Annotated in this window: 14 protein-coding genes and 1 pseudogene; 10 read left to right on the top strand and 5 right to left on the bottom strand. The window is 65.8% G+C overall.

Translation table 11 applies throughout. The features are described 5' to 3' along the window. The first annotated feature begins 252 nt into the window (after positions 1 to 252). The 5 genes from ACZ60G_RS41840 (at position 253) to ACZ60G_RS41820 (ending at position 12,423) form a co-directional block, all read left to right on the top strand. The gene (locus ACZ60G_RS41840) at positions 253 to 9,036 is read left to right on the top strand and encodes a Tc toxin subunit A-related protein (protein WP_465817656.1); all 8,784 of its coding nucleotides are present in this window, start codon (positions 253 to 255) and stop codon (positions 9,034 to 9,036) included. A gap of 1 nt (position 9,037) precedes the next feature. Further along, positions 9,038 to 9,454 carry a Kelch repeat-containing protein gene (locus tag ACZ60G_RS41835; protein ID WP_465817654.1) on the top strand — a complete coding sequence of 139 codons (417 nt, stop codon included), beginning with the start codon at positions 9,038 to 9,040 and terminating at the stop codon, positions 9,452 to 9,454. A gap of 64 nt (positions 9,455 to 9,518) precedes the next feature. Then, a complete protein-coding gene (locus ACZ60G_RS41830) occupies positions 9,519 to 10,097 on the top strand; it encodes a Kelch repeat-containing protein (RefSeq protein WP_465817652.1) in 579 nt (192 codons plus the stop codon). After that, positions 10,094 to 11,284: a Kelch repeat-containing protein gene (locus tag ACZ60G_RS41825; protein ID WP_465817650.1), complete on the top strand. Its 1,191-nt coding sequence runs from the start codon at positions 10,094 to 10,096 to the stop codon at positions 11,282 to 11,284. The genes ACZ60G_RS41830 and ACZ60G_RS41825 overlap by 4 nt, the downstream gene beginning before the upstream one ends. Further along, a complete protein-coding gene (locus ACZ60G_RS41820; RefSeq protein ID WP_465817648.1) occupies positions 11,281 to 12,423 on the top strand; it encodes a Kelch repeat-containing protein in 1,143 nt (380 codons plus the stop codon). Before ACZ60G_RS41825 ends, ACZ60G_RS41820 begins: the two co-directional genes overlap by 4 nt. On the opposite strand, the gene ACZ60G_RS41815 is transcribed toward ACZ60G_RS41820, so the two are convergent. The 3 genes from ACZ60G_RS41815 to ACZ60G_RS41805 form a co-directional block, all read right to left on the bottom strand. Next, a complete protein-coding gene (locus ACZ60G_RS41815) occupies positions 12,388 to 12,750 on the bottom strand; it encodes a hypothetical protein (protein ID WP_465817646.1) in 363 nt (120 codons plus the stop codon). The genes ACZ60G_RS41820 and ACZ60G_RS41815 overlap by 36 nt on opposite strands. A gap of 257 nt (positions 12,751 to 13,007) precedes the next feature. Then, positions 13,008 to 13,406 (bottom strand): hypothetical protein, encoded by a 399-nt coding sequence (locus ACZ60G_RS41810; RefSeq protein ID WP_465817644.1) that lies wholly within the window; start codon positions 13,404 to 13,406, stop codon positions 13,008 to 13,010. Positions 13,407 to 13,509: 103 nt separating this feature from the next. Further along, positions 13,510 to 14,415 carry a class I SAM-dependent methyltransferase gene (locus tag ACZ60G_RS41805; RefSeq protein WP_465817642.1) on the bottom strand — a complete coding sequence of 302 codons (906 nt, stop codon included), beginning with the start codon at positions 14,413 to 14,415 and terminating at the stop codon, positions 13,510 to 13,512. A gap of 624 nt (positions 14,416 to 15,039) precedes the next feature. On the opposite strand from ACZ60G_RS41805, the gene ACZ60G_RS41800 reads away from it, so the two are divergent. After that, the gene (locus tag ACZ60G_RS41800; RefSeq protein WP_465817640.1) at positions 15,040 to 15,450 is read left to right on the top strand and encodes an aldehyde dehydrogenase family protein; all 411 of its coding nucleotides are present in this window, start codon (positions 15,040 to 15,042) and stop codon (positions 15,448 to 15,450) included. A 201-nt stretch (positions 15,451 to 15,651) separates the two neighbouring features. Here the strand turns inward: ACZ60G_RS41800 and ACZ60G_RS41795 are convergent, their stop codons facing one another. Beyond that, positions 15,652 to 16,068, bottom strand: coding sequence for a helix-turn-helix transcriptional regulator (locus ACZ60G_RS41795; RefSeq protein WP_465817638.1), 417 nt, complete (start codon positions 16,066 to 16,068; stop codon positions 15,652 to 15,654). A 364-nt stretch (positions 16,069 to 16,432) separates the two neighbouring features. Between ACZ60G_RS41795 and ACZ60G_RS41790 the strand changes: the two are divergent. From ACZ60G_RS41790 to ACZ60G_RS41775, 4 genes and pseudogenes are all read left to right on the top strand, one after another. Further along, positions 16,433 to 16,681 (top strand): annotated as a pseudogene (locus ACZ60G_RS41790) (hypothetical protein); the annotation flags it as partial. Between the two features lie 13 nt (positions 16,682 to 16,694). Beyond that, on the top strand, positions 16,695 to 16,958 hold the full coding sequence (locus ACZ60G_RS41785) for an SgcJ/EcaC family oxidoreductase (protein ID WP_465817636.1): 264 nt from the start codon (positions 16,695 to 16,697) through the stop codon (positions 16,956 to 16,958). A gap of 58 nt (positions 16,959 to 17,016) precedes the next feature. Beyond that, positions 17,017 to 18,015 (top strand): sigma-70 family RNA polymerase sigma factor, encoded by a 999-nt coding sequence (locus ACZ60G_RS41780; RefSeq protein WP_465817634.1) that lies wholly within the window; start codon positions 17,017 to 17,019, stop codon positions 18,013 to 18,015. An 86-nt stretch (positions 18,016 to 18,101) separates the two neighbouring features. Further along, positions 18,102 to 19,046 (top strand): LLM class F420-dependent oxidoreductase, encoded by a 945-nt coding sequence (locus tag ACZ60G_RS41775; protein WP_465817632.1) that lies wholly within the window; start codon positions 18,102 to 18,104, stop codon positions 19,044 to 19,046. 116 nt (positions 19,047 to 19,162) lie between these two features. Here the strand turns inward: ACZ60G_RS41775 and ACZ60G_RS41770 are convergent. After that, a protein-coding gene (locus ACZ60G_RS41770; protein WP_465817630.1) for an IS3 family transposase occupies positions 19,163 to 20,433 on the bottom strand; the annotation gives its coding sequence in 2 pieces (ribosomal slippage) (positions 19,163 to 20,115 and positions 20,115 to 20,433; 1,272 coding nt in all). Positions 20,434 to 20,550 lie beyond the last annotated feature (117 nt).

The following is a 20,550-nucleotide window of genomic DNA, read 5'->3' as shown; positions in this document are numbered from 1 at the left end:
GGGCGAATGTATTACCGGTGCTGACGGGCAATACCGGGTCGATTACTCGGCCTCGTCCGAGGCGGTGGGGCTTACGGTGCGGGTGAGTGTCGACGGGCGGCCCGCGGCCGCTGTTGTGCGCACGGGTCAGCGGCGGGTCGATCTGCACCTTCCGCCCGATCTGAGGGCGGAATACGCGCGGCTGCTGGCGGCGGTCGCTCCGCTGCTCGACGGGGTTCGATCGGTGGTCTCGATGATGCCGACTGCCGGTCGTTGGCGCGGGCGACCCGGTTCGAGGACGGGCAGGTCGGGGCGTTGGTGGCCGCCACCCGAGCGGCCGAGGAGACCGGCCTGCCGGCCGAACTGTTCTACGGTGCCGCCCGACGGGGTCTTCCGGGTGATCCGGTGGCGCTCGGCCGGTGGCGCCCGATCGAGATCGCCGAGGCTCTCGACGCGGCCGCGGTGGACGCGGTGATCGAATCCGCGGATGGCGCAGCAGTTTTCGCCGATGCGGTGCGGGCCTGGCATATCGCGGCGGCGGTCGACCCGGACACGAAACCCACGCCGGAAGGCGAACTGTTCGTCGTGGCGGTGCCGGACCGTGACGCCCGCGAGCGTCTGTATGCCGTGCATCTCGACGATCCGGGCGCAGTGGGCGAGACGGCGACCGGGCTCGTGCCCGACGATGCGACCGCGCCCTATCTCGAGCGACTGCGGCTGGCCACGCAGCTGCGCGACCTTACGGAAAACAACCTGCCGCTGGTGCGAGAATTGCTGGGCGAGTTCGACTCCGGGCGATTGAAGCACCCGCGCGAGCTGGTCACCCTCGAGACGCGGTGGGCGGGGCTGATCGAACGCGGCGGTGGTATTCCCGCCGCATCGGCCGCGACCTCGGCCGCCGAGGATTCCGCCGCCTACGCGCAGCGGCTGCACGATCGCGTGATCGACGCCTTCCCCGCATCCCATCTGGCGCACGAAATGTCGGCTCGCGCCGAACATGTCGACACCCCGGCGGCACGCTTCCTCGCCGACAACCCCGATTTCGAGATACTCGGCACACCGGTCACCGCGACGGCGGTGGCCGACGAGCTGACCAAGCGCGAACTCGGTGAGATCCAGCGCACCTTCAAGATCACCCGGCGCTTCGACGCCATGCAGGCTCTGCGCGACAACGGCCTCACCTCGGCGCGGTCGGTCGCCGAACTCGGTCCGGACATGTTCGCGCGCATGGTCTCCGGCACCGTCGACGAGGACGAGGCCCACCGCATCCATGCCCGCGCGACCGAGGTGCACGCCACCGCGGCGAATCTGCTCGCGGACTTCCGTCAGGCCGCGCATTTCGACGTGTCCTGGCTGCCGACCCGCGCCGCGGATCCCTCGACACAGCCGATTCCGGATTGGGAGGAGTTGTTCGGCTCGGCCGACTACGGCACGTTCGCTTCCTCGCGGTCGGTCTACGGCCAGCCCGCCTACCTCGTCGATCTGCTGTATTTCCTGCGGCGGCTCGGCGGCGGCAACGATCAGGACGAAGGCCCGGTGGCCAATGCGCTGTACGTCCGCCGACCGGATCTGGCCGATATCGAACTCGGCGACGACAACACCGATCTCAGCCTTCCGTATGTGGATCTGATCAACGAACTGCTCGAATCGGCGGTCGCGCCGGGCAGCGCGGTACCGAGCGAGCAGCGGCAGAGCAGCGGCGACGCTGCGACGCTGCGGGTGCAGCCCCAGCATGTGAATCCGGGCGCCTACGACATGCTGCGCTCGGCGGTATTCCCCTGGGATCTGCCGTTCGACCTGTACCGGGAGCAGACCGACGTCTACCTCGCGCGCGCCGGTGCGACGCGGAACGCCCTGCTCGAAACCCTCGGCGCCGCAGCGGATTCGCCGAATCTGCTCACCGATGAGCGTCTGGGTCTCGCCACGGTCGCGGCACAGATCATCGTCGGCGAACAGCTGACTCCGCCCCGATCGCTCGCCGAATTCTGGGGCCGGCCTGCCACGGCCGATCTGCTGCACGAGCTGGATACCGTTCGCAAGATCCTCGACGTGGGATCGATGCGGTACACCGAGCTGACCCGGCTGCTCGAAACCCGATTCGTGAATCCGACCGGCGCGCTGAAGATCTCGCCGACGCCCGCAGAGCCCTACAACACCGACAGGATGGTGCTCACCGGGCTCGACATCGGTGCCCTGGACCGCATACACCGGTTCGTCCGACTCCAGCGCGCTCTCGGCTGGCCGGCCACGCAGCTCGATCGCGCGATCCTCGGTGCCAACAACGGCGGTCGGCTCGATCGCACGACATTGCGCGGCATCGACGCGATACGGCGGATGGCGGCACGACTGGATCTTCCGGTCGACGAGGTGCTCACCTTCTACAACGTGATCGAAACCTGGGTCTACCCAAGCGATTCCGAGCCACCGCTGTTCGACCGACTGTTCCTTGATCCCGCAGTCGTCACCACCGAACCCGGTGTGCCGAATCCGTTCGCACTGCGCCCGGATCGCGCCGAGCTGAACGTGGTCGGCGGCATCACCGCGGCACCGGTCACCGCGGCGCTGATGGGCGTCCTGCAGATCACCGACGCAGACCTGGCCGCGCTGACCACCGGGCCGCGTTCGGTGACACCCGATCAGGTGCTGAACCTGGCGAATCTGTCCGCGCTGGTGCGCACCGTGACCCTGGCCCGGGCCCTGTCGCTGTCCATTCCGGATCTGTTGCGGCTCATCGAACTGTACGGCGACGGCGGCCCGTTCGCGCTGCTGGCGGCAGCCTTCGCCGGTGCCGGCTCCGAGTCCGAGCCGTCCGGTGGCGCGCCGGTGCTGCCGGGGCTCGCGCGAGAGTTGCCGGTGTTCACGCGCGGTGTCGAGGCCGAGCTCGCGGGCGGGGCACCGGTCGACGCGCCGACCTCTGTCGAGGTCGCGCCGTTGCCGCCCACCGATGCGCAGTCGGTCGTCACCGAGCGCTTCCTGGATGCGGTGCGAATGATTCGCGATGCCGGGTTCGGCGTGGCCGAACTCGACGCGGTGCTCGCCAACACGACGTCGGTAACCGAGGAGGTGATCCCCGCCGACGCCGCGCTCATCGCCACCCTCACGATACTGCGCACGGCGCTGCAGGCGGTCTATCAGCAGACCGGTCAGACCTCCGATGAACACGGCGAGCTCACCCGCAAGCAGCTGACGCTGCTCGGCTGGGATCCGGCACTGGCCCAGGACGCGGTGGCGACCCTGCTGGGCACCGTCACCTATCGCGCCGACCTCGCGGTGCTGCCCGTGTCGGTAACGCTGCCGTCGAATATGCCGGTGCGCTACAGCTCCGACGAGAACGCGCTGCTGTTCCTCGGGCCGATGACAACCGCGCAGTACAACGCGCTGAAGGCGCAGGCCTCCACCGACACCGCATATCAGACGGCGGTGCGCGCACTCTACGATCAGCCACGCGCATTCGTCACCGGACGGATGAAGGCACTGCGAATTCCGGTGTACGCCACGGCGTTGGCGCAACTTCCGGCGAACTACGAGACCCCGAAGGCGCTCGTCGGCAAGGTCTACTACGACATCAGTGATCACACGCTGAAATCGCGTGGATACCTGTCGGAGACCGATGCCGAGGCGCTGCGGGCGGTCGCGCCCCGCGACACCACCTACGTCGCCGCCGTCGATGACCTGATGAAGAATCAGGAGGCACCGGCCGCCCCGGATAATGTCCTGCTGACCGCCCGAGATGCCGGGGATTTCTTCGACACCGGCGAATTCGGCCCTGCGCTGCGCTTCGAGCGGGTGCTCGGCAAGCTCAACCCGGTGCTGCGCCGCTCGCTCAGCGAGATCACCGTGAAACAGCAGCTGGGGCAGGCTGCCGGGCTGGATCCCGCCGGTGCGGATCTGCTGCTGGGCACCTGGCTGCGCTCGAGCTCGGTTTCGATTGCGCTGCAGGACTTTCTGGCTCCGCAGTTCGTCGGCAGTGATCCCGCGGTGCCAATCGGCCGTGCGGGCTTCGACCGGCAGCTCACCTCGCTGGCCCTGGTCCATCGGGTCGCGTTGGTCATGACCAAACTGGCCGTGACCGCGCCGGAGATCCCTTTCCTGTTCACCCATGCCGCGGGCTCGGCGTGGCTGGACTTCAACGCACTGCCCGCGGCACCCGCATCCGGGGCGTCTCCGCTGTTCGCCGACTTCGTCCGGCTGCTCGAACTGATCCGGGTACGCGGCACAATTCCGGGTGGATTCCGTACGCTGGCAGCGGTTTTCGCCGCTGCGCGGCGAACCGGGGCGACCACGGCCGAGGCGGTAGCGGCGCTGGCGATCGCCACGGGCTGGAATCGCGCCGACACCGCGGGACTGAGCGAGCTGCTCGGCTTGGTGGCGCCGGAGCGTTTCACCGGCACCGGCAATCTGTCGGCTCTGGTAGCGGCCGCCCGGCTGTTGTCGGGGCTCGGCGTCACCGTCGATCGCCTTCCGTCCTGGTTGCGCGCGAATGTCGGGCCTGATGCCGCGCAGGCGGCCTGGAAGGCGGCGAAAGCCAAATACTCCTTTACGGATTGGCCGGTTGTGGCCGCGCCGATGCAGGACGCCTTGCGCGAACGTCAGCGCGGCGCGCTGGTCTCCTATCTGGTGGCCAATCCGCTGTTGGCAGGCGACAACACACCGGAATGGCACGATGCCAACGGGTTGCACGACTACTTCTTGCTCGACGTGGAAATGGGCGCGACCCAGCTCACTTCCCGCACGGCCCAGGCCATCTACAGCGTGCAACTGTTCGTCCAGCGCTGCCTGCTGAATCTGGAGCAGCACGTGCGGACCGCCGATACGTCGCTGTGGCAGCAGTGGGAGTGGATGAAGCAGTACCGGCTGTGGGAGGCCAATCAGAAGGTTTTCCTGTATCCGGAGAACTACTTCGAACCGAATCTGCGGCCCGACAAGACCTCGTTCTTCGCCGATCTGGAGAACGAGATCATGCAGAAGGAGATCACCGCCGAGAATGTGACCGCGGCGGCGCATCGATATCTCGAGAAGCTGTCCGAAGTCGCCCGGCTGCATCCGTGTGGTACCTACTGGGACAAGGACACCGGGGTCACCTATGTCTTCGCACGCAACGATTCCACACCGCGTGTCTACTACTACCGGACCTGGGAGCAACGGGCGTATTGGACCGCGTGGAAGAAGGTCGATCTCGATATCGGCAGTGAGAACCTCGTGCCGGTCGTCTGGAACAAGCAGTTGTATCTGTTCTGGCCGACTTTCGCGCCCGCCAACGATCCGCAGGAGATCGACCACCTGCCGGATTCGGACCATCACATGCAGTCTGCGCCGCGCTACTGGAATATCAAGATGGAGTGGAGTCGCCTGAATCAGGATGGCTGGCAGGCGAAGCGGATCTCCGAGGGCGCGGTCAATACCAAGCCGTTCCTGCCGAGTCCGCGATTCACGCTCAGTGTGGACTTCAAACAGGATTCGACGAATTACTACAGGTTCGATCCGGAATTCGACGGTAGCGGCGATCTCGTCATCCACGTCTCGTACAACCACTACGTCGGAGTGCATGACAGTTCCCCGGATTCGGGATGGCCCAGTGACTACGGCTGCATGCCGCGCGGCTCGTTCCGGCTCAGCGCCCGCAGCGGACGCATGGAGGTCGCACAACTCGCACCCGCGGATCAGAACCTGATCATCGACGGCCCGGTCGCGATGACCACCTTCAACAACGAGTTCGAAGGTGGCGGCCTGATGATGTGGGGTGACGATCGAGATCCGGACGGTTCCCCATCGCTCGAGATCATCGTCAGCAAGGTGCCGAGTCCGCCACTGCGCGTCCTGTTCTCGCACCGCCCGCAGCTCGACTGGGCCAACTTCTTCATGTTCCTGTCCGACGGGATCAGGAGCTTCCTCGTCGACATCACCAACCCTGCGCCGCACACGCACCCGTGGATGCGGGCACGGGCGTTCTACCACCCGTTCGTCGAGCAGTTGCTGGCAGCGCTCACCATCAACGGCCTCGATGCCATGACAGCGCGCGATTTCCAGCTGCAGTCGGGCCGGAATTCGGGAACATACCTGTTCGAGAAGATCTACGGCATAAGCGATGGGACGCGAATCTTCGGGACGCCGTACCCCGATGAGGATGTCGACTTCTCCGACGGCGGCCCCTACGCCCAATACAACTGGGAACTGCTGTTCCACCTCCCGCTGATGATGGCCGAGCGTCTCGGCACCAATCAGAAGTTCGAGGAGGCCCAGAAATGGTTCCACTGCGTCTTCGACCCCACCGACCGCTCGGGTCTGCCCGCACCCCAGCGCTTCTGGCGCACCAAACCGTTCTTCCTCACCGCCGGTGACCCGTCGGATCCGAACAGCGACTACTACCACCAGCGCATCGAGGAGATCCTGAAGCGTCTTGCCGAGGGCAATACCGACGAACAGAAGAAGGTACGGGCCTGGTTGGCCAGTCCCTTCCAGCCCGATGTGGTCGCCCGGCTGCGCAGTGTCGCCTATCAGAAGGCGATCGTGATGAAGTACCTGGACAATCTGATCGCCTGGGGAGATCAGCTGTTCCGGCAGGACACCGGGGAGTCGGTGAACCAGGCCGCTCAGCTCTATATCCTGGCGGCGGAGCTGCTGGGCCGACGACCGGAAGAGGTCTTCGACACCACAACTGTTGCCGCGCAGAGTTTCCGGCGGTTGAAGACTAGTGGCCCGGCGCCCGCTCCGGTCGTCGCCGCGGAACATCTGGTGCCGGTCGATCGTGACGTGGCGGTCTCGCCTGGTATCACCGTGGGCGTCGGACCCCGCTGGTACGACTACTTCCGCGTGCCACGCAACGACAAGCTGCTGGCCTACTGGGACATCGTCGAGGATCGGCTGTTCAAGATCCGCACCGGCCGCAATCTCGCGGGAGTCGCACGGCCGCTGGCGAGTTTCGGCAGCGTGATCGACCCGAATCTGCTGGTGCGCGCCGCAGCGTCGGGGCTGGATCTGACGACCGTGCTCGACGACATCAGCGCACCGGTACCGCGCTACCGCTTCGCGGTCAGCCTGGCCAAGGCGAAAGAAGTTGCCGCACAGGTCAAGGACTTCGGGGCGGCCCTGCTCGTAGCGCTCGAGAAGCGTGATGCCGAGGCGATGGCGAGACTGCAATCCAGTCATCGACGGGCCCTGCTCGACGCGGTGAAGAACGTGAAGGAGCAGCAGGTCTCCGAGGCGAGCGATGCATTGGAGGCGGCCAAGAAGGGCCGCGACCTTGCGGTCGGGAAGCACGAGTACTACTCGAGCCGGGACTTCATGAACGGCTGGGAGATCACGCACACCGCCCTGACCGGCGGCGCGCTGGTACTGCAGGCCGTCGCCCAGGGCATCCTGCTCGCCGGGGCCGCCACGGCACACATTCCGGAGGCGAAGCTCGGTTTCGTCACCACCGTCGGCGCCACCTACGGCGGCCGCAATGTGTCCAAGTCGCTGGAGAATCTGGCCGGGGCGCTGGGGATCATCTCCGGAATAGCCAGTGGCGGCGGCGCATTGGCGGCGACTATCGGCGGCTATCGCCGGCGCGCCGACGACTGGGATTTCCAGGCGAGCCAGGCGCAGATCGAGATGGATCAGGCCGACAAGCAGATCCTGGCCGCCTCGGTGCGGGTGCAGATCGCCACCTACGAGCGCGACAATCACACCACCGAGATCACCCAGGCCAAGGAGATCGATCAGTTCCTGCACGGCAAGTTCACCGGTCAGGAGCTCTACGACTGGATGGTCGGCCAGCTGGCGACCTTGTATTTCCAGGCGTATCAGCTGGCCTACGACGTGGCCAAGCGGGCGGAACGGGCCTATCGCCACGAATTGGGTGTGGCGGAATCGGGTTTCGTGAACTTCGGCTACTGGGACAGTCTGCACAAGGGCCTGCTGTCGGGTGAGCGGCTGCTGGCCGACCTCAACCGGATGGACGCGGCCTATCTCGAGGCCAATGCGCGCGAATTCGAGCTGACCAAGCGAATCTCGCTGGCGCAGTTGGACGCCGGGGCGCTGTTGCGGCTGAAGGAGACCGGAACTTGCTACGTCAGCCTGCCCGAGGCGCTGTTCGATCTCGATACGCCCGGCCACTACTTCCGGCGGATCAAGAGCCTCGCGATCACCGTCCCGTGCGTCGCCGGCCCCTACGCCGGGGTGAACCTCACCGCGACACTGCTCGACAGCAGCGTGCGGGTCGACTCGCGGCTGAACGACAACAAGTATCCGCGCGCCAAGGGCACCGACACCCGATTCCGCGACTACACCGGGCCGGTGGAGTCCATCGTCACCAGTACCGGGCAGGACGATTCGGGTCTGTTCGAGTCGAATCTGCACGACGAGCGGTTCCTGCCGTTCGAGGGAATGGGCGCCATCAGCCGGTGGCAGTTGTCGCTGCCCAACGAGTTCCGGCAGTTCGACTACGAGACCATCACCGATGTGGTGCTGCAGTTGCGCTATACCGCGCGCGACGGTGGATCCGCCTTGGGCAACGCCGCCGTCGGTGCGATGAAGCAAGCGCTGGACGACTGGGTTCGCGGCGGGGGAGGTAAGGGCCTGGTGCGGTTGTTCAGCGCCCGGCGCGAATTCGCCGATCAGTGGGACCGGTTCCTGGGCACCCCTGCCGGCGGTACCGCGTCGGCGACCTTCGTACTATCGAAATCCCGCTTCCCCCAACTGTTCCGGGACCGGCGCTACACCGTGTCGAATCCCGAACTGGTGCTGGTCCTGTCCCAGGAGCTGATCCCCGATGGCACGAAGCGGTACGTGGACTGCTATCCGCGGCCGAACAACCAATTGCTGCACACCACCCTCACCGTCGGTAGTGCCGCGCAAAACGAGGGCCTGAAGGCCGATCCGACCCTGAACGGCCTGCCCCGAGCCGGATTCGCGACCGTGAAATCTATCGAGATCACCGATACGGGGCAGAACTGGGTCGTCACCGCGCCGATCAGCGAACTCGACCCTCGGCTGCTCACCGCGGACGGGCGGCTCAATCCCGACGCCATTCTCGACCTGCTACTGGTCTGCCCCTTCACTCTCAAAGACAGGAACTGATATGGCATTGCCTCTGGATCGGTTGCGGCTGAGGACGGTTCGAGCCGACACCACACCCGCGCCCGGATCCTGGACCGCGACGGCGGGCTCACTGCCCGCCGCGGGGTTCTGGGCCCAGCCCGACACGACCGCCGTCGCACTGCCCGACGGTCACGTATTGTTGACCGGCGGCGAAGACGGGCGGCGAAATCCGTTGCCGCAGTCGGTACTTCTCGACCCGGGCTCGGGCATGTGGACGCCCACCACCGGTCAGCCGCAGAGCGCGCGGCGGCTGCACGCGGTGACCTCCTTCGGCGACGGCCGGGTGCTGGTGACCGGCGGCATCACCGGGCCGGTGTCGGTCCCGGCGCGCGGTACCGACACCGCCGAGATGTTCACCCCGGCCAGCGGTGGGTCCGGCAGCCGGTGGCCGCCATGAACGAACCGCGCTTCTCGCATTCGGCCACGCTGCTGGCCAACGGCACCGTCCTGGTCGCCGGTGGATGCTCGGCCGCGGCCAGTACGCGGCGCTGGCCTACTGCGAGATCCTCGATCCGAGCACCGGACCGGACAAGGCGAGCTGGGCCACGACCGCCAGCATGCGGGTTCCGCGCAAGGGTCATCAGGCGGTGCTGATGAACGACGGGACGGTGCTGGCCATCGGCGGTGACGTGCCCGGGATCCCGTACGACGGGCAGATCAGCACCTACAGCCTGTCCACCTGCGAACGTTTCACCCTGGACGCGAACGGGGTGGGCAGCTGGGCGCCGGATACCGAAATGCCCTGGGGGCTCAGCCAGCATCGCGCGATCCTGCTGCCCGCCACGAATCGGGTGCTGGTGCTGGGCGGTACCGACAGCGGCGTCTTCGACACCGGCTATCGCGATTGCCTGCTCTACGATCCCGCGGGCAAGACCTGGTCGGCGGTGGCACGGATGGCCGTGCCCCGCTGGGCGCCCGCCGTCGTACTGCTGGCGGGAGGCAAGGTACTCGCGGCGGGAGGGGTCGTGCGCTCGGGTGCCGCGGCGGCCATCGTCGGTGTCGACGATGTCACAGCTACCGCGGAGGTATTCACACCGTGACGACCTTCGTGAACCCCACTGCCGCAACGGAATCGGAGGCCCCGGTCGTCCGGGTACCGGGCGGTGGCGCGTGGAGTGCGGCGGGGCGGCTGCCCGTCGCGGTGAATCTGCAGGCGCCCGACGACAATGCGGTCGTCCTCGACGACGGCCGCGTACTGCTCGTGGGCGGTACGGACACCACGTTCGCGCCGGTGCCGACCTGCGCGGTTTTCGATCCGGTCGGTCGCGTGTGGACCACGACCGGTTCGCTGGCCGTGCCGCGGCACGCCCACAGCACGACGATGCTCGCCGACGGCACGGTGCTGGCGGTGGGCGGGCTGGCATCGGATCCGCCCGGGCTGGCGACCGTCGAACGGTACAACCCGATCGCGGGAAGCTGGTCGCCCGCAGGTGAATTCGCCGCCGGACGCTCCGCGCACACCGCCACCCGGCTCGCCGACGGCCGAGTCCTGGTGGCGGGTGGGAACACCCTGCGCCACGGCACCTTCGCCAGTACGGCCGAGGCCGCGATCTACGACCCGGCCGGCGATACCTGGACCGCGACCAGACCGATGAACGAGGCCCGCGACACACATCGCGCGGTCCTGCTGCGCGACGGCCGGGTGCTGGTCATCGGTGGCGCATCGGCGGTCGGGGCCGGTAGCTACACCGGACTCGCGCTGTGCGAGATCTTCGATCCACACACCGGAACGTGGACCCCGACCGGGAGTATGGCCCGGCCGCGGTGGAACAACACCGCGACCGTGCTCGCCGACGGCACCGTGCTGGTGACCGGCGGCGGCTGGTCCGGCATGGTCAGCGGCTGGGTCTACAACGCCCACGGGGACTGGACCGCAGAGCGTTTCGATCCGGCGACCGGCCGCTGGACCCGCGACGCCGATCTGCCCAATGCCCGGCTCTGGCATCGCGCGGTGCCGCTGCACGACGGGCGGGTCCTGGTCGTCGGGGGCGGCAGCGCACCAGCGCTGGCGGTCGGCTATCGCAGCTGCGCCCTCTACGACCCGCGCACGCGCGGCTGGCGCCGGGCGGCCGGATTGCGCACGGGCCGTTGGGCATTCGCCGCGGTCCCGCTGCGCGACGGCCGGGTGCTGGTCGCGGGCGGCGTCGACGATCTGGACCAGTCGAAGAACACCTGGAACCTCACCGACACCACCGAGCTCTACACACCACCGGAGGGAACGCGATGACACGGGTGGCGATCGATGTCTGGGATTCGGCGGGCCAACTCCCGCCGGAGAACCGGTTTTTCGCATCCGACGGCGCCCTGGCCGGACTGGCCGACGGCGGGGCGCTGCTGGCGGGCGGTTCGGACGCGTCCTCGAAGGCGATGGCGACGGCGGCGCTGTTCCGGCCGGAGACCGTGACGTGGACAGCGACCACGCCCATGTCCGTCGGCCGTCGCGCGCACAGCCTGACCCGTCTGCCGGACGGGTCGGTGCTCGCGGCGGGCGGTATCCAGGGTGTCTACCGGTTCCTGTTCGAGGTGCTGGGCACGGCCGAGCGGTTCGACCCGGGCACCGAGAAGTGGACGCCGACACAGACATCCATGACTCGGCCCCGGTTCGGGCACAGCGCGACCAAGTTGCGGGACGGCCGGGTGCTGGTCGCCGGTGGCGGTACAGTGCGCGGACGGTACGTCCAGGCGATCGACAGCGTCGAGATCTATGACCCGGGCACCGACACCTGGAGGATGATCGCCCCGATGATCGATGCCCGGGTCGACCCGCAGGCGGTATTGCTCGCCGACGGCCGTGTACTGGTCTGCGGCAGCTATCTCGGCATCGGTGACTTCGATTACACCCCGCTCGCCTTCTGCGAGATCTTCGATCCGAGTACCGAAACCTGGAGTGCGACCGGCACAATGGCCGTGCCGCGGGCCTGGCATCGGCTGGTACCGCTGCCGGACGGCGGTGCGCTGGCCATCTGCGGGACAAACCGCGGCAGCAGTCCCGGGCCGGGGCCGATCACCGACGACCATTCACTGGCGTCGGTCGAACGCTGGAATCCGATCACCGGCCGCTGGACCACGGCCGCGCGCCTCCCGCACGGCCGGACCCGACACCACGCCGTCGCATTGGAATCCGGTGCGGTATTCGTCTTCGGCGGCGCCGACGAGCACAGCATCAATTGTGGTTTCGTCTCCACGTACCGCTATCGGCCCGATATCGATGTGTGGACCCCGACCGCCGCGATGGCCACCGGACGCCACGACTTCGCCTCGGCGGTGCTGACCGACGGGCGCATCCTCGTCGCCGGTGGCAATTACGGCAACGACGGATACGGTGACGGACTACTCGATACCGCCGAGATATTCACCGCCGCATAGATGACGGGAAAGGTGTTGGAAGAATGGAATTTCGACCAAGCTCGGCAGCCGGTTCAGGTCCGGATCGGGGTTGTCGAGGCGCCAGACGATGCTGACGCCTGTCCCGTGGGTGGTCCGAGCGCCCGCGAGGCTGTCGTTCATGGCCTGTATCAACAACCTTGCTTGAGGAATGCGGCGGCGCAGTTCGTCGGTGACGGCGCCCAGCACGAAGTGGTGAACACCTCTCGCCCCTCGAGTCAGGGCTAGGTGCCCGTGCTCCACTTGGCGTTCCGGATATGACAGCACCGCCGCGCAATTGTGATGATCTTCGGCTCCGTCGATATGCACCAGGTGCACATCGTGTTCGATGCGTTGTGAGACATCGAGGTATCCGGTGGTGTCCGCTGCGAACCGGGTGCGGGCATCAAGAAGCTGGTTGATGCTGAAGGGCTTTCCATCATCCCGGACGCAGCAGTTGTGTGATGGCCGATGAGTTTGTGGTTTCCGATCGTGGTGTGCTGACCGCCGGGCCGCCTCGACCAGGCGGGCTGGGGTTGGCCTGCCGCTGGCCGCGCTGTATCGGATACTGGAAAAACGGGGCAGTGCTACTCGGCGGCGGGCAGGACCCAGGGGTTGTGGGCCAACAAGTCCGGGAACGGGTAGTCGTTGGGCACGCCGATCGCCACGACGTCGAGCCCGGTCCTGTCTTTGTAGGCGTCGATCACAGCGGCCCACCCGGGGTCCTCGACCGTCTCGATGATGGTGTGCCATCCGGTGTGGACCTCGTCCTCGTAGGCGGCGACGAATGTCCAGCCCAATTGCGGGGTGGCGGTGCGGATCTTGTCGTGCTCTTGTTTGCTGGTCTTGTGGATGCGCCCGGCCTCGCCCACCGCCATGTCGAACCGTTTCGCCATCATGCCCTCCAGGAGGGTGTCGTCGAATACGAAAACGCTGGCACTCGAGCCTAACTGTGCGCCCGCACCCGCCCGGATGATCTTGGACAAATCGTGACAGTCGCGGTCGGTCCTGGCTACCTGACGCTCATGGTCGACACACCACATGCGCGCCCGATCCCGGCCGGTGTGCTTTGAACGTTTGTTCGTCCGTTTACTGCGATGCGCTGGGTTTGGTGCAGGTGAATTGCATGACGTCGATGTGGCCGCGGCGGGCGTAGTCGGCGCAGCCGGTCAGATACCGGATGTAGGTGTTGTAGACGTCCGGCCCGGTGAGCTCGATGGCGCGGTCGCGGTGCTCGTGTAAGGCGTCGGTCCAGTGGTCGAGGGTGGTGGCGTAGTGCGGTCCCAGTGCCTGGATGCCGGTGACGGTGAATCCGGCGTCTTCGGCGTAGGCGGTGACGCCTTTGGGGTCGCGTCCGGTCGGGGGCGGCAGCGGGCCCCCGGCGAAGATTGTGTCGGTGAGGAACCGCATGAACGCGTCGTCGATACTGCTGTGCTGCATTCCGTTGGCCTGCAGCTCGTCACGGTGGTAGCCGACGATGGTCTGCAACAGCAGCACTCCATCGGCGGGCATGGTGCGGTAGGCGAAGTCGAAGAAGTCGGCGTAGCGGTCTCGGTGGAAGTGTTCGAAGGCGTCGATGCACACGATGCGGTCGGCGTGGCCGTCGAAGTCTTCCCAACTCTGCGGCCACACCCGGCCGCAGGGTTGGCCCCGCACGAGCCGGTCGATGAGCTGGTCGCGCACGTATCGGAATTGGCTGCGGCTGACGGTCAACCCGATCGTGTTCACCTCACGGGTGTCCATGGCGCGCAGGATGACTGATCCCCAGCCGCACCCGACATCGAGCAGAGTCATGCCCGGCCGCAGGTCGCACTTTCTCAGAGCCAGGTCGATCTTGGCGAGTTGAGCTTGTTCGAGTGTGTCGTCGGGGTGAGTCCAGAACGCGCAACTGTAGGTCCGGGTCGGGTCCAGGAACAGGGCGAAGAATTCATCCCCGGGATCGGGGTGGGATGCGCGGCGGGATTCGACCTCGCGGTCGGTGATGTGACCGGTCATGAGTGCGGGTCTTTCTCACAAGCCAGTAATTGCTGTTCACGGATACCGGTCGAGGTCAACTCGCGCCATCGCGTAGCTACCACCGCGATTGGTGTCTGCTGTCCTCGCCGCTTCGGTCGAAACGACCGCACGCTGACCATTACGCTACCGCTGTCCGCACCAGCCCGGTGCCACGATTTCAACGCGAACGGGGTGAGCAACCCCGCTACAGGCTCCGGCGGTGCCGAGAGCCCCTGATTTGGGCGACAACCTCACCGGTCAACGGTGTCGACAACTCGGCCGACGTGGTGCCGGGCAGGTGTCGCCAACGTGTTGTTGACAATGTTGCTCTTGGCCCGATGTTGTGCGCTTGCAGATGCGTTTGCAGAAGAGCCGGACACGCCCACAAGCACCGTCGGCACCCGCGCGCCGACTTACAGTCATCAGCCTGATGAAGGCAATCGAAGGCCTTCACGACCCGCTCAACAGCGCTACGCGCACTTGCCGGATTCGCTCCAGTAATTACCCGGCCAGCACTAATGGAGTAGTCGTCGAACAGGTGCATGGGAGAGCTGTAGTCTGCTTCGACGTTGCTCACTGCTTCGACGACAGGGCTACCTTGTCGTCTGCGAGTTGCTCGAGGACATGCTGACCGGCGTCACGCCGCAGATGCGGATGTACCACGAGGAGGTCTTCGGCCCCGTGGCGCAGATGTGGACGGTCTCCTCGTTGGAGGATGCATTGCGGGAGGCCAACGGGCACCCCTACGGACTCGGGGCGAATCTGTGGAGCGAGGACGAGGCCGAACGCGAGCTGTTTGTCCGCGACGTGCAGTCGGGCATGGCCTTCATCAACGGCAATACGACCAGCTACCCCGAGATCCCCTTCGGCGGCGTCAAACGCAGCGGCTACGGACGCGAGCTGTCCGACCTCGGTATGCGGGAGTTCATGAACGCCAAGACAGTGTGGATCGGCCAGGACGAATCCTCAGATGGGCTCCGTGGCGGAGGTGGTTCCGCGCCGCAAAAGATCAGCCAGACACAACAACATATTTGACCCTTGTGTCAATAATTCTTGACGTGCCGATGTGTCATAGACGATCCGGCCCCGGACGATGCCGGTGTTGGGGTCCGGCCCTGGGTCGGCCGTGACGTCATGTTCGACCTTCCCCGAACTGGGTGCTCGCCTGACTCCCGAACCGCGCGAGGACACGAATGACCAGTGAGCCGCGAACGGGCAGCGGCTGACGGGGCCGGCTCACACTGGCGGTTGCCCGGCAACCCATGCGGCGATCTGGGCGCGCGAGGTGACGTCCAGTTTGGTCAGGATGTGTTCGACATGGCCTTCGGCGGTGCGTTGCGAAATCACCAGCTTGGCGGCGATCGCCTTGTTGGTCCATCCCTGGGCGACGAGGTCTGCGACTTGGCGTTCTCGCTTGGTCAGTTGCCGGTCCGAATGTGCTGTCGGCATTGAGGTTTCGGAATCCTTGCCGAGCGCGAAAGACACCGCTGCGTCGAAGTCCATCGCTGCGCCTTCTCGACGGGCGGTGTCGAAGGTTCGTGATCCCAGCGCCTTGCGGCTGTTACGTTCGGAGTCTTCACGATAGGCGAGCAGATCGTGGAACATGAAGGCAGAGCTGCCCGCGACGCTGCTCATTGCATCGGCAGCACCCATCAATACCGCCGCACGACGGGCGGACTTGTGCGCTGCGACGCGTGCGGCCGAAAGATGCAGGCGGAGCTGGTTCGTGACGCCGTGTACTACCGATGCCGCGCCAAAACCATCACTGCCGGAAGCACTGTGCTACAGGAGCATCCTCGAACGGTGAACCTGCGCGAGGATGTCGTTGTCGGGCCGATCAACGGCTGGCTGGCGGGCCTGTTCGACCGCCGACACCGCTCGGCACAAGCAGACAAAGCGAGCGTTCGCGAGAGCGCTCGCCTTTCTCGTTCGGCGTGCCGTTCAAGGCGCAACCCTGAAAGCCGCCCGGCGGGCGCTGCCCTTGGACCCCTGATGCACCAGTAGTTATTGGTGTCAGATGGCTGCGATTCCTTTGCACGACCACTCGGGTCTCTATTGCGAGAGGTGCCCACCGACTGGGGTGGCACGTTCGCGACCGAAGGGAAAGACCATGACCGCAGACAGTGCCTCCAGCGCCTCGGCCGAGGCGGATACCGCCATCCGCGCCGTCTTCGACGACGCCGTCGCGGCTTGGGCGAAAGGCGACACCGAAGCTTTTGTCAGCTGCTATGCCGAGGGTGCGACCGTTATCCTACCGGGCATCTACCTGCCGAATCGGGATGGCATTCGAGCAGCGATGGGGGGCTGCGTTCGCGGGCCCACTGAAGAACTCGCGGCGCGTCCACGAAGTGCAGAACATCCGGTTTCTCACCCCGGATACGGCCATTGCGATTGCCAAGAGCGTCACGGTGCTTTCCGGTTCCGACGTACCTCCGGCCGAACTCTGGGAACGGTCGACATGGGTGCTCGCCCAGCATTACGGGCAGTGGCTGTTCGAGACGTGCCATGCGAGCCCCCAACAGGCGGCCTCAGGCTACCGGTGAATCTCGGCCGCTGTGAGGGTCCACACCAATGACACCGGCCACTGCCGAAGGAGCTGCCATGCAACCGACAGTCTCGCCCGAGATCGACCGGAATGAGTTTCTGCGCGAGGCCGAGATGTACAGGGCGGAACTGATCGCGCACTGCTACCGGATGGTGGGGTCCGTCCACGAGGCCGAGGATCTCGTCCAGGACGCCTACCTGCGTGCCTGGCGCAGCTGGGAGTCGTTCGAGGGACGCTCATCGGTACGCGCTTGGCTGTATCGGATCGCGACCAACGTCTGTCTGACGGCGGTGGCGGGCCGGCAGCGCCGGGTCCTGCCATCCGGACTCGGTCCGGCCATGACGGAATTCGCTGAACCGGTTGAGCCCGGTCCGCTCTGGCTCGAACCCTTTCCTGACCGGCTCTCGGATAGTTCGGACCCCGCCGAGATCGTGGCGTCCCGATCCACCCTGCGTCTGGCGCTGGTGGCGAGCCTGCAACATCTGCCGCCACGCCAGCGAGCTGTGTTCATCCTGCGCGAAGTGCTCGCCTACCCGGCTGCAGAAGTCGCCGACATGCTGGAGATGAGCGTCGTGGCCGCCAAAAGCGCGTTGCAGCGCGCCCGAGCCAAACTCGATCAGGTGACACCGAGAGACGATGCCGTGATCGAGCCGGATTCACCGCAGGCCCGTGCCCTGCTTCAGCGATACATGGAGGCGTTCGAGTACGCCGACATCGCCGCCCTCGCCGAATTGTTGCGACACGACGCCACTCTCGAATCCGTTCCTTTGCGCTCGTGGCAGTCGGGTAAGCGGTCGTGTGTCGCACAGCTGGCTCGGTGGGTCCTCGCAGAGGCCGGGCACTTCCGGATGTATCCGACAATCGCCAACGGTCAGCCGGCAGCTGTCGCTTACTTTCGCGAGCATCTCGACGACGAGTTCGTCGCGTTCGGGGTGGCGGTCCTGGCTATCGACGGTCACCATGTCACCGGCATCACGGCATTCCTCGATCCCATGCTGGTGCCTGCGTTCGGATTCCCGGAGATCGCCGGGTCGCCGACCGGTGAGGTTCGGTGAGCCCGATTCCTCTTACCTGCGGGCATGGTCTCAACCAGTGACACGCCAGCCGCGTGTGCCCACAGTCGCGAAAGGACCGGCGCACAGTGAAACTCAGCTTTTATCTCCCGACCGGAACCACTCAGGAATTCTACGGCTACACCGACCCGGTGGCAGCGTTCGAGACGATCCGCGAACTCGCCGTCACCGCCGATCAGTGTGGTTTCGAAACAATCTGGGCTCCAGATCATTTCATGCCTTTCGGGCCACCCGGCGCGTACGTGTTCGAGGTGTGGACCACGCTCGCCGCGCTGGCCCGGGAGACCACGAGCATTAAGCTCGGCCAACTGGTGACTGGCAACGGGTACCGAAACCCGACCCTGTTGGCGAAGATGGCCTCGACCCTCGACGTCATTGCCAACGGGCGCTTGCAGTTCGGCATCGGAGCGGGCTGGTACGAGGACGAGTACCGCGCCTTCGGTTACGACTACCCGGCCACAGCCGAGCGGATGCGTCGACTCGAGGAATCGCTACAGATCATCACATCAATGTGGACCGGGCAGGCAACCAGCTTCGACGGCAGCCACTTCCGGGCCGACGGGGCGATCAATCAGCCGCGTGGTGCGCAAGAACCACATATTCCGATCATGATCGCCGGCGGCGGCGAGAAGGTCACGCTCAAGCTCGTCGCCAAATACGGCGATCTGTGCAATGTGCAGGAACCACCGGACGACGTCTCCCGTAAGTATGGCATCCTTGCCAAGCACTGCACCGACATTGGGCGAGACTTCTCCACGATCACAAAGACTTCCACGTCCTACTGCATCATCGCCGATACCGACGAACAAGCCCGAGCGGCAGTCCCGCCGTGGGCTCCGATGGTCTTTCCCGGCCAACTTGCCGACTACGGACTCGTGGGCACACTCGACACGATCGGCCGACGACTCGATGTCTATGAGCGGGCGGGAGTCGATGAACTGATCGTCGGATTCGCCGATGCCCTCAACCCAGAAACACTGCGCACCTTTGCCTCCGCGTTCATTCGCAAATGAACCAGCCGGCACGGTCCGCATCTGGTACCGCCGGACCCGGATTTCTTCATGGCGGCTATGGGTCCGCATGCTCGAGACAAGGAACCCGGTTGAATCGCCCCGGTGAGTCCGGAGACTTATTGGTGTGACAGCCCGGCCGTTTGCCTGGCCGGGTGTTGAGCGTAGTAGGCGGCCTCCATCTCCGCCGGGGGCACGTCGCCGCAGTACTGGTAGAGGCGGCGGTGATTGAACCAGTCGACCCATTCCGCGGTGGCGAACTCGACGTGCTCGACGCTGCGCCACGGCCCCCGCGGTTTGATCAGCTCGGTCTTATAGAGGCCGTTGACCGTCTCGGCAAGGGCGTTGTCGAAGCTCGATCCCACCGCGCCTACGCTCGGCTGGATCCCGGCCTCGGCGAGGCGCTCGGTGAAGGCGATCGATGTATATTGACTGCCTCTATCAGTATGGTGCACAACATCTTTCACATCCCAACCCGCTCTTTCACGGGTCCAGATCGCGTGCTCGATCGCGTCGAGAACCAGGCTGGTGGTCATCGTGGTGCCGGTGCGCCAGCCGATGATCCGGCGCGCGTAGGCGTCGATCACGAACGCCACATACACCCAACCCGACCAGGTCGACACATACGTCATGTCGGCCACCCACAACCGGTTCGGCGCCGCAGGCCCGAACCTGCGCTGCACCAGATCCGCTGGCCGCTGCGCGGCCGGATCGGCGATCGTGGTGCGCTTGACCCGCCCACGGACCGCGCCCCGCAGCCCCAGCTGCCGCATCAGCCGTTCCACCGTGCAGCGGGCCACACCGATACCCTCACGGTTCAGTTGCAGCCACACCTTCCGGGCACCGTAGACGCGGTAATTCTCACGGTGAACCCGCGCGATTTCCACCTTCAATTCCTCGTCACGCCGACTACGATCACTCGAAACGGGCTGACGCTGTTCGTAATACGTTGATGGGGCAATCTTGACGCCGAGCTCGGTGAGCGCGGCGCAGATCGACTCGACACCCCATCGCAGGCCACCGTCCACCCGGTGGCCCTGATGCTCGCTGATATACCTGACGATCAGCGCTGCGGCCGGTCCAGTTCGGCCGCGAAGAAAACCGACGCCGATTTCAGAATCGCGTTGGCACGCTTGAGTTCTGCGTTCTCCCGGCGAAGCCGTTTCAACTCCGCGGACTCCTCACTGGTCACCCCGGGCCGCGCACCCGCATCGACCTGGCCTTGCCGAACCCACTTACGGACCGTCTCGGCCGTCCCGACACCCAGCAACTCGGCGACCGCCCCGATCGCCGCCCACTCCGACTCGTACTGGTCACGGACCTCCGCGACCATCCGCACCGCCCGCTCACGCAACTCCAGCGGGTACTTCTTCGAACTCACAGACTTCATCCTTCCTCAAGGAATGAAGTCTCCGGACATCCCGGGAGGCTTCTATGTTTGTCAAGCCGTCTCGGGGACCTGTCTGAGTGTTCGGTAGATCTGGCGCGTCACATAGCGTTTGAGGCA

The organism is Nocardia sp. NPDC102475, from assembly GCF_055584605.1.
Note: the sequence above shows the minus strand (reverse complement) of the source record. Positions and strands in the feature narration are given on the sequence as shown.